The 14,362-nt window shown below is 43.8% G+C and carries 11 protein-coding genes; 6 read left to right on the forward strand and 5 right to left on the reverse strand.

Annotated elements, in window-relative coordinates:
- Window positions 1-110: 110 nt before the first annotated feature.
- Window positions 111-695: a Fe-S biogenesis protein NfuA gene (gene nfuA / locus A3756_RS09595; protein ID WP_197469755.1), complete on the reverse strand. Its 585-nt coding sequence runs from the start codon at window positions 693-695 to the stop codon at window positions 111-113.
- A gap of 249 nt (window positions 696-944) precedes the next feature.
- Between nfuA and metH the strand changes: the two genes are divergently transcribed.
- The 4 genes from metH (at window position 945) to ald (ending at window position 8,216) form a co-directional block, all read left to right on the forward strand.
- Window positions 945-4,637: a methionine synthase gene (gene metH, locus A3756_RS09600; protein WP_068507516.1), complete on the forward strand. Its 3,693-nt coding sequence runs from the start codon at window positions 945-947 to the stop codon at window positions 4,635-4,637.
- A gap of 169 nt (window positions 4,638-4,806) precedes the next feature.
- The gene (locus A3756_RS09605; protein WP_068507518.1) at window positions 4,807-6,468 is read left to right on the forward strand and encodes a nitrite/sulfite reductase; all 1,662 of its coding nucleotides are present in this window, start codon (window positions 4,807-4,809) and stop codon (window positions 6,466-6,468) included.
- Window positions 6,452-6,937, forward strand: coding sequence for a DUF934 domain-containing protein (locus A3756_RS09610; RefSeq protein WP_068507521.1), 486 nt, complete (start codon window positions 6,452-6,454; stop codon window positions 6,935-6,937). Before A3756_RS09605 ends, A3756_RS09610 begins: the two co-directional genes overlap by 17 nt.
- Before the next feature lie 157 nt (window positions 6,938-7,094).
- Window positions 7,095-8,216 (forward strand): alanine dehydrogenase, encoded by a 1,122-nt coding sequence (gene ald, locus A3756_RS09615; protein WP_068507523.1) that lies wholly within the window; start codon window positions 7,095-7,097, stop codon window positions 8,214-8,216.
- A gap of 33 nt (window positions 8,217-8,249) precedes the next feature.
- On the opposite strand, the gene A3756_RS09620 is transcribed toward ald, so the two are convergent.
- Window positions 8,250-8,837 carry a MarC family protein gene (locus A3756_RS09620; protein WP_068507525.1) on the reverse strand — a complete coding sequence of 196 codons (588 nt, stop codon included), beginning with the start codon at window positions 8,835-8,837 and terminating at the stop codon, window positions 8,250-8,252.
- A 257-nt stretch (window positions 8,838-9,094) separates the two neighbouring features.
- On the opposite strand from A3756_RS09620, the gene A3756_RS09625 reads away from it, so the two are divergent.
- Window positions 9,095-9,913: a lysophospholipid acyltransferase family protein gene (locus A3756_RS09625; protein ID WP_068553412.1), complete on the forward strand. Its 819-nt coding sequence runs from the start codon at window positions 9,095-9,097 to the stop codon at window positions 9,911-9,913.
- A complete protein-coding gene (locus tag A3756_RS09630) occupies window positions 9,910-10,890 on the forward strand; it encodes an SDR family oxidoreductase (protein WP_068507530.1) in 981 nt (326 codons plus the stop codon). Before A3756_RS09625 ends, A3756_RS09630 begins: the two co-directional genes overlap by 4 nt.
- 65 nt (window positions 10,891-10,955) lie before the next feature.
- Here A3756_RS09630 and A3756_RS09635 read toward each other — a convergent pair whose 3' ends face one another.
- The 3 genes from A3756_RS09635 to A3756_RS09645 all read right to left on the reverse strand — a co-directional run bounded on the left by A3756_RS09635 (window position 10,956) and on the right by A3756_RS09645 (window position 14,307).
- Window positions 10,956-11,210, reverse strand: a complete 255-nt coding sequence (locus A3756_RS09635; RefSeq protein ID WP_068507532.1) for a DUF4404 family protein — start codon at window positions 11,208-11,210, stop codon at window positions 10,956-10,958.
- 87 nt (window positions 11,211-11,297) lie between these two features.
- Window positions 11,298-12,863, reverse strand: a complete 1,566-nt coding sequence (locus A3756_RS09640) for an inorganic phosphate transporter (protein WP_068507534.1) — start codon at window positions 12,861-12,863, stop codon at window positions 11,298-11,300.
- A 151-nt stretch (window positions 12,864-13,014) separates the two neighbouring features.
- A complete protein-coding gene (locus A3756_RS09645; protein WP_068507537.1) occupies window positions 13,015-14,307 on the reverse strand; it encodes a PA14 domain-containing protein in 1,293 nt (430 codons plus the stop codon).
- Window positions 14,308-14,362: the final 55 nt, after the last annotated feature.

The following is a 14,362-nucleotide window of genomic DNA, read 5'->3' on the forward strand; positions in this document are numbered from 1 at the left end:
ACAATCAAGCATAAAAAAAGGAAGATCATTGACCTTCCTTTTTTAGAACGACTAACTAGTTGTACCTAGAACCTAAGCTCTAAGAGCGCTATTCTGATACCAGAGTTCGCTTATTTATAATAAGCATTATCCGTAACGGAGTGATCTGTTACATCACGCACGCCACTTAGCTCAGGAACAACCTCCAACAAACGCTTTTCGACACCGTCCTTCAAGGTAATTGAAACTGCACTACACCCCTGACAACCGCCACCGAAGCGAAGTACCGCAATTTGATCTTCAGTTATTTCAACAAGTGATACATCACCACCATGCGATGCCAAACCAGGGTTAATATCCGTAACAAGAATATAGGTGATACGCTCTGACAAGCTGGAATTTTCATCTATCTTTGGCATCTTGGCATTTGGCGCTTTAATTGTCAGCTGGCCACCCATTTTTTCTTCTGCGTAATCTACAAATGCTTCATCTAGAAATGGAACGCTTTTCTTCTCGAGGTAAAGTTTAAAGCCTTCTAGCTCCATCACTTCATCGTCTTCAACGATATCTTCAGGCTGACAATAGGCCAAACAGGTCTCGGCAAATTTAGTGCCTGGCTGAGTAACAAACATTCTAACGCCCATACCATTTGACTCCTGATTAGAGACAAGTTGAGCGAGATAATGTTGAGCTGATTCGGAAACAGTGACCATAATGAAGTAAGCCTCGATGAAATTATTTGCGCATATAATACGGGTTTTGGACTCTGGGATAAAGACTTAGTAAAATACTCAGGTAATCGTTTTATACTCACGCTTGTGTGAGAGCAGAAATTGTCAGGTTTTTAGATATTATTTTCTATATCAAAATATTTCAATATACTTTTATTTCCGCTAAGATAGCGCTTTCTACAACATCGCATAGAATTGCGTGCTATTTCACCTTATTTTGGGAATACACATTTAATGTCCAACATACAAAATAGAACTCAGCTTTTGAACGACGCGCTAAGCAAGCGCATCCTAATACTGGATGGCGCTACCGGAACAATGATCCAGCGCTTTAAGTTTGAAGAGGAAGACTATCGCGGTGAAAGGTTCAAAGACCACCCTTCGGAAGTTAAAGGCAATAATGACCTATTATGCCTGACTCAAGTAGACGCCATTGCTAGCATCCATAAACAATATCTAGATGCAGGCGCAGATATAATTGAAACAAACACTTTCAACTCGACCAAAGTTTCCCAAGCTGACTATGGCATGGAAGAGCTTGTATACGAGTTAAATTTCGAAGCTGCACGTATTGCACGTGAAGAAGCGGAGAAGAAGACCGCTGAAACGCCCGACAAGCCAAGATTTGTTGCAGGTGTCGTTGGCCCAACATCACGTACGGCATCCATTAGCCCCGACGTTAACGACCCGGGTTTTAGAAACGTCACTTTCGAAGAGCTTTACGACAATTATTATGAAGCCACCGATGCCTTGGTAAAAGGCGGTGCCGACATAATCATGATCGAGACCATATTCGATACGCTTAATGCTGAAGCAGCTATTTATGCAGTTGAACAATACTTTCAGGATTCCAAACTGAAACTGCCAATCATGATTTCAGGCACCATCACTGACGCCTCGGGCCGTACTCTGTCCGGGCAGACAGCTGAGGCCTTCCTAATATCTGTTAAGCACTGCAAGCCTCTGAGCATCGGTTTTAACTGCGCTCTGGGTGCCGATGCACTTCGGCCCTACATTGAAGAGTTATCTACCAAGGGCGAATGCTATGTTAGCGCCCACCCTAACGCAGGCCTGCCGAATGAGTTTGGTGAATACGATCAAACACCTGAAGAAATGGCCGATATCGTTGAGACCTTCGCAAAAGATAATTTAATCAACATTATCGGTGGCTGCTGCGGTTCAACACCAGAGCACATTGCTGAAATCGCACGACGTATGGAGAAACACAGTACAAGGGCTATTCCACAGATCAAACCCAAACTTCGCCTTTCCGGCTTAGAAGCTTTTGTTACAGATGAAGACTCACTATTCATTAATGTCGGTGAGCGCACTAACGTTACTGGTTCAAAGAAGTTTTTGAGGCTTATTAAAGACGAAGAGTTTGAAGAAGCACTCGACGTTGCAAGACAGCAAGTTGAAAACGGCGCACAAATCATCGATATCAATATGGATGAAGGCATGCTGGAATCCAAAGAAGCGATGGTCCACTTTCTCAACCTCGTCGCTTCAGAACCAGATATCTCCAAAGCACCAATTATGATTGACTCCTCTAAGTGGGAAGTAATTGAGGCCGGACTGCGTTGCGTACAAGGGAAGGCTGTCGTTAACTCAATTAGCTTGAAGGAAGGCGAAGAGCAATTTATCGATCATGCGAAAGCCTGTATTCGTTACGGTGCGGCCGCGGTAGTGATGGCTTTCGATGAGAAGGGTCAGGCCGACTCCTTAGATCGTAAGATAGAGATTTGTAAGCGCTCATACGACGTATTGGTTGGCTTAGGCATGCCTCCTGAAGATATTATTTTTGACCCGAATATTTTTGCGGTCGCAACAGGTATCGAAGAACATAACAACTACGCCGTTGACTTTATCGAAGCTACTCGCTGGATTCGTCAAAACCTACCCTATGCAAGTGTCTCTGGTGGCGTTAGTAACGTCTCGTTTTCCTTCCGCGGCAACAACCCAGTACGCGAGGCTATTCATTCCGTCTTTCTTTATCACGCCATAAAAGCCGGTATGAACATGGGTATCGTCAATCCCGGACAACTAGTTATCTATGACGATATTGATCCAGAGCTAAAAGAGCGCGTCGAAGATGTTGTCCTAAATAGACGGGACGACTCAACTGATCGACTTCTTGAAATAGCTGATAATTTCCGCGGTGAAGCCGGTGAGAAGAAGAAAGAGGATCTAGAGTGGCGTAAGCTGCCTGTCGAAAAGCGACTCGAACACGCGCTTGTTAAAGGTATTACCACCTTTATTACAGAAGATACCGAAGAAGCTCGCGTCAAAGCAGCGAGACCAATTGAGGTCATCGAAGGCCCTTTAATGGATGGAATGAATGTCGTAGGCGACCTATTTGGCGAAGGTAAAATGTTCTTACCACAAGTCGTTAAAAGCGCCCGGGTAATGAAACAGTCAGTCGCACATCTCGTCCCCTTCATTGAAGCAGAAAAAAGTGATAAACAAACGACCAAGGGTAAAATCCTAATGGCCACCGCTAAAGGCGATGTACATGATATCGGCAAGAATATCGTTGGTGTCGTTTTACAGTGCAACAACTATGAAGTAATAGATCTTGGTGTAATGGTTCCTGCCGATAAAATACTTGCTGCCGCCAAAGAACATAATGTAGACATTATTGGAGTTAGTGGCCTAATCACACCGTCGCTTGACGAAATGGTCCATATCGCAAAAGAGCTGCAGCGAGAAGGCTTGGATATACCACTAATGATCGGTGGTGCAACGACCTCTAAGGCTCACACCGCTGTGAAGATAGAACCTCAGTATCAAAATAATATTTCAGTCTATGTCACAGATGCCTCACGTAGTGTCAGTGTTGCTACCTCTTTGTTAAGTGATACACAGCGTGACACCTTTGTCGAGAACGTGAAGGTGGAATATGAGACGGTACGCGAACGTCGTAAAAACCGCAGCGCCAAGTCCAGCTTCCTAAGCTATGAAAAAGCAGTAGCAAACAAGCTGTCACTTGATTGGAGCGGCTACGAACCACCTAAGCCGAAATTTACCGGCACCAAAATCTTTGAAGACTACCCACTTGAAGAATTAGTTGACTATATCGATTGGACTCCGTTTTTTATCACGTGGGACCTGGTTGGAAAATACCCGAAAATATTAAAAGATGAGCATATCGGTGAAGCTGCTCAGAGTCTTTTCAATGATGCACAAAAAATGCTCAAGGATCTGATAAGCAATAAAAAACTAAAAGCCAAGGCTGTTATCGGATTTTGGCCAGCAAACGCTCAAGGCGATGATGAAATTACTGTATTTGCAGACGAAAGTCGATCTAAGGTAAATCTAAGCCTGAATCACCTACGCCAGCAATCTGACAAAGCGGGCAATCAATTTAGCTTATCACTAGCTGACTTTATTGCACCTAAAGAAACGGGTCTCAATGACTATATCGGTGGCTTTGCAGTCACCGCTGGAATCGGTGCTGAAGAACTTGCCACCGAGTTCGAAGCAAAACATGACGACTACAACGCGATTATGGTCAAAGCGCTAGCTGACCGCCTAGCCGAAGCTTTCGCTGAGCGTATGCACGAAAGAGTTCGTAAAGAGTTCTGGGCTTACGCTGGAGATGAAAGCTTTGATAACGACGCCTTGATTAAAGAAAAATACCGCGGTATCCGCCCTGCTCCGGGCTACCCTGCTTGCCCTGATCATACTGAAAAGACCGAGCTGTTCAAGCTACTGGAACCCGAAAACAGTGCCGGAATTTCATTAACCGAACACTTTGCAATGACACCTGCAGCTTCAGTTAGTGGGTTTTATTATTCCCACCCTGATTCAAAATATTTTTCTGTTGGAAAAATTACCAAAGACCAGGTCGAGGATTACGCTAAGCGTAAATCAATGTCTATCACTGAAGCAGAAAAATGGTTGAGTCCGGTACTAAACTATGATTAATCGCTAAAAAACGGCTTTTATATAACCAAAACCCGTAATAGCTAAACAAACTTATATAAGCTGGTTATTTAACCGCTTATTAAAAACTGATACCCTTAGCGCCCGCAAAAATGGCCCCAGGCTGCTTTGGGCTAAATTATATTAAGCAAGTACGATTGAGACGCACTAAATGTACAAATACGATGGTTACGACAAACAGATCGTCCAGGAACGGGTTCAGCAGTTCCGCGGTCAAACCCAACGCTTTCTTGAAGGGACTTTGGCAGGTGACGACTTTTTGCCTTTACGTCTGCAAAACGGTCTATACGTCCAGCGATTAGCACCTATGCTTCGGGTCGCCGTACCTTACGGCATGCTGTCTTCCACACAGCTTAGGAAGCTCGCTTCAATCAGTCGTGACTACGACAAAGGCTACCTGCACTTTACTACTCGCCAAAACGTCCAATTCAACTGGCCCGAGCTAAAAGATGTCCCAGACATTCTTGACGAGCTTCGTAGTGTTGAAATGCATTCCATTCAAACGAGTGGCAATTGTATTCGTAACACCACGACTGACCAGTTTGCCGGTGTGGCAGCGAATGAATTGTTAGACCCGCGCCCTTACTGCGAGATCATACGTCAGTGGTCGACTTTCCATCCTGAGTTTGCATTCTTGCCACGTAAATTCAAAATCTCGGTAAACGCTTGTGGTGATACAGATCGTACTGAGTCTCTAGTGAATGATATTGCTCTGGAGCTTGTTAAGAACGATGCAGGTGAAATTGGCTTTAAAGTTTTGGCCGGTGGTGGGCTAGGCCGTACGCCAATCATTGCCTCGGTAATTCGTGAGTTTTTACCCGAGAAGCACCTGCTTAGTTATCTCGATGCGATCTTGCGTGTCTACAATATTCACGGTCGCCGCGACAACAAATACAAAGCTCGTATTAAAATCCTTGTAAAAGCCCTTACACCCGCCAAGTTCGCAGAACGCGTTGAAGCTGAATGGGAGCATATCAAGGATGGAGCGACAACACTGACCAATGAAGAAATTGACCGTGTAAAAAACTTCTTTACAGAACCAGCATACCAATCGCTTGCTGATAATAGTGAAAGCTTTGTTAAGCAACAAGACGAGCACAAAGGCTTTGCCAATTGGATCAAGCGTAATGTCAATGACCATAAAAAGCCTGGCTACTCGATCGTTACGCTAACACTTAAGAAAACGGGCACACCACCAGGCGATGCATCTGACAAGCAGGTTGATACAATTGCAGACATGGCTGATAAGTATAGTTTTGGTGAAGTCCGTGTAACACACGACCAGAACATTGTTCTTGCAGACGTTCCTCAGAATATGTTGTTTGAATTATGGAGTGAGGCTAAAGCAGCTGGTTTTGCAACGCCTAACCTTGGCATGATTACAGACATTATTTGCTGCCCAGGCGGCGACTTTTGTGGCCTTGCAAACGCCAAATCAATACCAGTAGCTGAGCAGATTCAAATCAAGTTTGATGATCTAGATTATGTCTATGACATCGGCGAGATCGATTTAAATATATCAGGCTGTATGAACGCTTGCGGTCATCACCATGTGGGTAACATTGGAATTCTCGGTGTTGATAAGCGCGGCGAAGAATTCTATCAGGTATCTCTAGGTGGAAACTCGGGTAAAGATGCCGCCATTGGCAAAATATTAGGCCCGTCCTTCGCTAGAGCTCAGATGCCTGAAGTCGTTGAAAAGATTATCAACGTTTATATTGAAAACCGAACTGAAGAAGAACTGTTTATTGATACATTCCGTAGAATTGGAATGCTACCTTTTAAGGAGCGCGTATATGCCAAGGCTGATTAAAGTAGATAAGATTGTCGATGATGCGTGGCAAATTCTAGATAAAGGTTTTTCAGGCAAGCTTGAGCAGAGCCAGGTATTTGTTCCCTTAAACTATTTGCTTGAAAACCCTGGATGCATTGATGCTTCTGAAGTTGGCGTTTGGCTCGACAGCGACGAAGAACCGGAAGCGCTTGCACCCTACCTGGATAAGCTTCCTGCTATTGCAATAAACTTCCCTAAGTTTGTTGACGGGCGCGGCTACTCCTATGCTCGTATACTTCGCGACCGTTTGAACTTTGAGGGTGAAATTCGTGCAATTGGCGACATTCTTCACGACCAGCTTTTCTATCTGAAACGCTGCGGTTTTGACGCATATGCAGTTCGAGAAGACAAAGATATTGAGGTCGCACAAGAAGGCTTGTCCGACTTTACTGAATCTTATCAAGCAGCAAGCTTTATGAATCAACCACTATTTCGCCGTCGCGGCTAACGAGTGCTTAGTACCCACCTCTAAGACCCCAAACCAGGATCTTAGAGGTGGAGCTTTTCAAACAAACTCCCCCTCCTCTTCCCCTTACGTCGTTCTTCATCCGCTAAAAATACAGCTATACTAATAACATATCTGGCGTTTTTTAAAGGAGTCAGCAATGCGTATTGGTGTACCAAAAGAAGTCAAAAATAACGAATTCCGCGTCGCCATGACGCCTAACATTGCTCACGAGCTCTATTCTCATGGACATAAGGTTTTTATAGAGAAAGATGCAGGATTAGGATCCGGTTTTTCAAACCAAGAATACCTTGACGCAGGGTCGACTGTGCTCGAATCTGCTGTTGATATTTTTCACCAAGCAAACCTGATTCTTAAGGTAAAGGAGCCGCAAGCCTGGGAGCGCAGCCAGCTCACCGCAGGTCATATACTGTTTACATATTTACACCTTGCACCAGATCTTCAGCAAACAAGCGACTTGCTAGATAGTAAAGCAACGTGCATCGCCTATGAGACGGTTTCCGATGCTGCGGGACACCTTCCTCTTCTTACACCAATGTCAGAGATTGCTGGCCGAATGTCAATTCAGGCAGGCGCTCACTGCCTTGAGAAATCGCAGGGAGGTCGCGGCGTACTCTTAAGTGGTGCCCCCGGTGTCGAACCGGCACGCGTTCTGATACTTGGTGGCGGAGTTGTCGGCCGCAATGCTGCTAAAATCGCTGTTGGCATGGGGAGCGACGTAACCGTATTCGATAAATCGATTGAAACACTAAGAACACTAGAAAGCGAGTTTGGCAACAGCATCAAAACTCTATACGCAAGTCGCGCAGCCCTACTCAAACTCCTACCTCACTGCGACCTTGTTATTGGGGCTGTGCTAATTCCCGGCGCTACCGCCCCAAAGCTAATTACTAAAACTGACCTAAGCCAGATGAAAAGCGGCAGCGTGATCGTAGATGTGGCGATAGACCAAGGTGGATGTATTGAAACCTCAAAACCTACAACTCATGAAAAGCCAGTATTCACAATAAATAATGTCGTACATTATTGCGTCGCCAATATGCCCGGAGCCGTTGCACGAAGTTCAACTCTAGCTTTAACGAACGCTACAGCGCCTTACGTAATCGAGCTTGCTAATAGAGGTTGTCGTAAAGCACTGGAAACGAACCCGGGCTTTATGAAAGGTCTGAATATTGTTAATGGGGAGCTCTGTAACAAGAACGTTGCCGAGGCACAAAACCTAAAAAGCATTTCTCTTGAAAATGCGCTTAATAAGCTTTGATTCCTTATAGCAGCATAAGCTGATTCGCCGACATTAAGTAAATACTCGCAAGCCATCCAGAATAAACTGGATTGCCAGTGCAGCTAAGATCATTCCTAAAAAACGTTTTAATACTTCATCACCTATCGCACCAACCAGGCGTTTAACATTGCCCGAAAAAATCATCAGAATACAGGTTAGCGTGCTGATAGATACAATGGCAAACATCACAGAAAGCTGGCCCAAAGCCGAACTAGTCGAAGAAAACAACAAAATACTTACTGTTAAAGAGCCAGGCCCCGCAAGTAGCGGTATGGACAATGGGAAAACCGATATATCTCTGCCATTCCCGCTGCCAGCGAAAGACAAACTACTGGTAACCATACGAAACGCCGTATAAAACAAAAGCACGCCACCGGATATCTTGAATGCATGAATACTAATCGCAAGCTTACTTAAAAGGAGTTCACCAAAATTGCCAAACAATACTAGTAGCATCGTGGAAATAAGACAGGCCTTGAAAGCGATCAACTTTCGACCTGAACCACTTTCAAGCAAAGAATGGAAAATTAAAGCCATTCCAATCGGATCGATGATCACAAATAGAGCAACCAACGCTCCAACATATACACTTATATCCATAAGAATCTCATAAAAGGACTTACTATCACTATAGTATTGAATCGTGCCAAGCGCGAAAGATACTTTCTCTAAAGCGAAAAGGCTTAATTTTTTTGTATGTGATAAATCAATCCCTATATATTTTATTGCCCTTTAATCCTGATTTAAAAAGACCCGCAGCGTAATAATATGACATAATGTTCATGTCGACTCACAGTCACAAAACTAAGTCGAGTCAAGATAGAACAGCAACACAATAATATGTCAAAGGATTTGAAATGGGCTTAAAATCTTTTCTAAAAGATAAACTAGTATCAAAAGAACTAAACGTCCAACTCGATAAGATAGAAAAACCAGTTGGAACCCTTGGCTATGACCCATGGGGTTTTAACTCTGATACCAATAAGATTGTTTTTTCTTTATTCTCTGGCATTTACAACAAATACTTTCGCGTAGAGACTAGCGGGATTGAGCATATTCCCGATTCAGGGCCCGTACTAATTATCGCAAACCATAGTGGACAGCTTCCTATTGATGGAACACTTATCGGTTATGCAGTAGCAAACCGAGAAAATTCTCCTCGTTTACCTCGCGCAATGATTGAGCGCTTCTTTCCAACAGTTCCATTCCTTGGAAATTTTCTGAATCAGGTTGGTGCCGTATTAGGCGACCCTATAAATTGCGCAAAAATGCTTGAAAATGGTGAGGCTATTGTGGTTTTCCCGGAGGGAATACGAGGCTCAGGAAAGCTATACAAAGATCGCTATCAGCTTGCACGTTTCGGAAATGGCTTTGTGCACTTGGCAATGAAGCACACCACACCGATTATTCCGGTTGGCGTCGTTGGCTGTGAGGAGACCATCCCTGCTATCGCCAATATCAAGCCCTTAGCTAAGCTTTTAAACGTTCCTTATGTTCCAATAGCCCTGCCTTTCATTTTCCCTGCGAAAGTTCGCCTCAACTTTGGGAAACCTATTTACTTCGAAGACGAAGATCTTACTGAAGAGCAAGTGACGCGTAGAGTTGAAAAGGTTAAATCAGCCATCAATGGCTTGATTGCAAAAGGATTGAATGAAAGGGAGGCAATATTCGAATGAGTTCTCGTACAAACACTAGCAAAACAATCAGCAAGAAAAAAGCTGAGCACAAGAAAAACGTTCTTGTTACAGGCGCTGCCGGCGCCTTAGCCCAGCAAGTCATTAATCGACTTCGTGATGAATACCAAATTGCTGCTGTAGATTTCCGTAAAATCACCTATCACAGCGACGACATTCCAAGTTATAAAGTCGATTTCAATAAACGCGTTTTTGAAGACCTGTTTAAGCATCATGACTTTGATAGCGTTATTCACCTCGGACGTATTTCTTCTGCAGAAGAAACACGGATGAGACGTTATAATGCCAATGTTCTTGGCACACAAAAGCTTTTGGACTTAAGTCATAAATACGGGATCAGCAATGTTATTGTGCTATCAACCTATCACGTTTATGGGTCATCACCCTATAACCCGGCACTGATTGATGAAACTGCCCCGCTAAAAGCAGCTGAGCTAACAATGGACCTGGTAGATTCCGTCGAGCTTGAAAGCCTAGCTAATATCTACCTATGGCGCTATCCTGACTTGAACATTACGATTCTAAGGCCCTGTAACATTGTCGGCCCTGGCGTACGAAATACCATCAGCAACTTACTTTCAAGTAAATACGCACCGGTACTGATGGGATTCTCTCCAATCATGCAGTTCATACATATAGATGATATGGCCGATGCCGTTACGCTAGCGCATAAGCAGCGAAAGCGCGGTGTCTACAATGTTTCGACAAATGACTGGGTTGCCTACCAAGACGCGCTGGAACTTTGTGAGTGTACACCCATACCCATTCCATCTATCCCGCCCGTGTTGCCTCGTGCCATTACAGGCTTTCTGAACTTAACAATGTTTCCGTGTTATTTGCTTAATTATTTTAAGTATCCGGTCGTTATTGATGGGTCTCATTTCAATGAAACCTTTGGATTTAAAGCGAAACGCCCGATTAAAGAAATTTTCAGAACTTACCGTGAATTGAAAGAGTAGCAGACTAAAATCTAGACGTAAAAAAGCCGATGAGGCTAGCGCTATCATCGGCTTTTTGTTGTCGCTTAAATCCCGATATTTTTTAAGGTATCAAGCATCTGCTCAAGTATCGCAGCCGCTCTCGGATGCTCGGCCTCAACCTCGGCAACAAGGGTTTCAACAAGCTCTAAAAAGTTTGGGTCGGCGGGCTCAGCCTCATCCATCTCATGAGCATGTGTCTTAACTTGCTCTAGCAAAGACTGCTGCTGAGGGCTAACTAACTCGTCACCAAATCGTTCATGCAAATCGGTAATCAGGTGGGCAACTTTTTCTTTAGGCATAATCAGCTCCTTTACTGTGATAACTTGAAGGCTAGCGCTTAACTAGGTTCAAGTAAAGAAACCTAGTCAAGCGAAGCGGCCTTAATCTTAAATGCTAAAGCCTGAAATCAGAGTAAACACCGTAGCAGCAAGGGCTGCAGAAGCAGGAACGGTGATAAGCCACGCAGCAATAATTTTCTTGAATGCGGACCGCTTTACAAGCTTTTCTTTATATATTTTCTTTAAACGCTTGCGCTCGACCTTATTAAAGCCAAGCGCTTTTTTCTCTTGTTTTGCAGTCTGCAGCATTTTTTCCATCTCTTCGACAGATGCGCTTTTAAAATCATCAAGAAACTCGGATAGCCGGCGCTTTTCTTCACCCTCATGGTGACTAAGCATGGTATGCAATTGACTTGCATAACTAGTTTTTAGATACTCCCTAAGGAAGCCAACACCGAAGATCCCACCAACCGCAATATGGGTTGAACTAACAGGCAGACCAAGCTGAGAGGCAATAATAACAGTAATGGCTGCAGCCATTGCAACACAAAAAGCTCTAGACTTATCAAGCTCTGTAATTTCTGTGCCCACGGTACGAATTAGCTTAGGCCCATACAATAGCAAACCAATTGCTATACCAATGGCACCAATCATCATCACCCATAGAGGAATAGCCGCTTTTTTAGAAATACCATCGCTGGTAATCGAATCGGTGATAGCAGCAAGCGGTCCTACGGCATTTGCAACATCATTTGCTCCATGCGCAAAACTTAATAATGCCGCAGCAAAAATCAGAGGTATAGTGAAGAGATTGTTGACGCCTTCCTTATTATTCTCTTGCTTTTTGGATGACTTTGAAACTAAAGGTTTTATTACAACAAAAAAACATGCGGCGACAGCAAGACCAATCATGGCGGCCATTTGGAAGTCAATTTTCCATATTTTTTTCAAACCTTTAAGCGCTAAATAAGTACTAAACGCCCACGCCATCAACGCGATCAACCAAGGAACAAAGCGTCTTGCCGATTGAAGCATGTCATCCTGATAAATAATCTTCTTTTTAATGAATAGGAGAAGCGAGGCTGCAATAACGCCCCCTAGCACAGGTGAGATAACCCAACTCGCAGCAATCATCCCCATTTTATTCCAGTTTGCAATGGCCAATCCGCCAGCAGCAATACCTGCGCCAAGCACGCCACCAACGATTGAATGAGTTGTTGAAACGGGCGCACCGAGGTAAGTAGCTGCATTCAACCAAACAGCACCAGCAAATAAGGCTGAAAGCATTAACCAGATAAAAGTAGTGGAATCAGTAATATTTTCGGGGTTGATAATACCCTTCTTAATGGTACTGACGACTTCACCGCCAGCTAACAAGGCACCACCGGCCTCAAAGATTGCAGCTATTATTATCGCCCAGGTTAGTGTGAGCGCTTTTGAGCCAACCGCTGGGCCAACGTTATTGGCCACATCATTGGCACCTATATTCATTGCCATATAGCCGCCAACTACTGCGGCGATAGATAAAACCAAAGAACCTTGTCCAAGCTGGAAGCTTGTCGCGACGTAAGCTAGAATCCCGGCTAAGAATAAAAATGCCAGCCCCAGACGAGAAAATTCTTTTCGACTATCGTTCACAGCAGAATCGATTTTTTGAGCAGATTTTAAATCCATATCATGCACACCTTTACCATTAGAGTTTGATATTGTGCGCACTATAAATCGACCGTCACATAAATGTAACAATTATTTGAATTTATTTAACTTGGTAGCAAAATCCCGGCAACAAATCCACCTTATATTGGTACAAGGCAATTACAATTCTCTATATATTTACTTCGACAATCGAAGACTTTTTGCTCTCAGAGTTATCCTTAGTCACGGTACTGATCGCAAAGTAATGAGTACCAGCGCTTAGAGATTCCAAAGCAACCGAAGTCGCTTCAGGGTCTGTTACGGTTATTAGCAACACCATATTGCCACTACTTGCCCCACGATAAATTTTATAAGACTTGATATCGCCCTGGCTCAAAGCGCTTCCATCCTCTCTAGTGTTTGGTGCCGACCAATTAAGCTCAACAGCGTAAATATCTTGTCCACCCGAATCAGGGGTTGACGGGAGTTCCGGTACGCTGCTTGCGTTGTCTATTTGTGTCCCTGCCAAATATTCATCAAGATTAGACGAGCCATCACCATCATTGTCATTTACGGCGTCCGATGAATCTAGAACGTTGAGACCAACCAATACCTCATACCCATCAGGAATACCGTCGTTATCGGTGTCCTCATCTAGTGGGTTGCTTAGAATGAAATACTCATCAACATTGCTTAATAGGTCGCCATCACTATCAGAAAAAGCATCGGCATCATCATTAGGATCTGTTCCAATCGCTAATTCATAGAAATTAGGTAAACCGTCATTATCACTGTCTATTGGCAGATAGCGATTATCATAGGGGGATAGAAGGTTACCTGAGTGGTAACCGACATGATAACCATCCTGGTAACTTTCAGCTAAACCTGATTCGTGGTCATAGTATGCTAAGTTTTCACTCGTTAGCGTGGTCAGCTCAAAACCTGGCCCTGACCATGAGACATTTAAGTAGTCTCCACCTAGGTGGTCTTTATGCAATACTTCGAAATAGTATGGTGTTCCAGCGTCTAAGTTAATAGTAGGCGACTTCTGAGTTTTATAACGATCCCAAATTTTGTATCCAGAAGGCTTATTAACAAAAGCGATCAATCGCTTATTGTCGGGAGTATCATCGCCAGATAACCAAACTTCTGCGCTTTCGTCTGCGCTTAGCCAGAAGGTATAGGCACCGCTTTCGGGGACCATAAGCAAACCTCTTAGCCGTTGCCCATATTTATCGCCCTTTGAATCAATAAAGTCTAGCTCCTGGACAAGTTCACTTGAACTAGAGCTGAGCGGAAATCGAGCATTTCTAGTTAGAGCTCTTACATTTTTACCCCCGATAGATTTCCACATTTGGAGCTCTATACCGCCATCATCGGCAGCAGTGGGCGGCAATTCATTTACTGCAAGAGAAATAGTTTTAGTTGTAGTGCACGCACTGAGCAAAAGGACAGATAAAATAGTAAAGAATTTATAGTTCATTGCGTATACTCCTTACGAATATTGAAATCAATGATTCAAGTATTACGCATATTAA

This window comes from Oleiphilus sp. HI0086 (assembly GCF_001635225.1).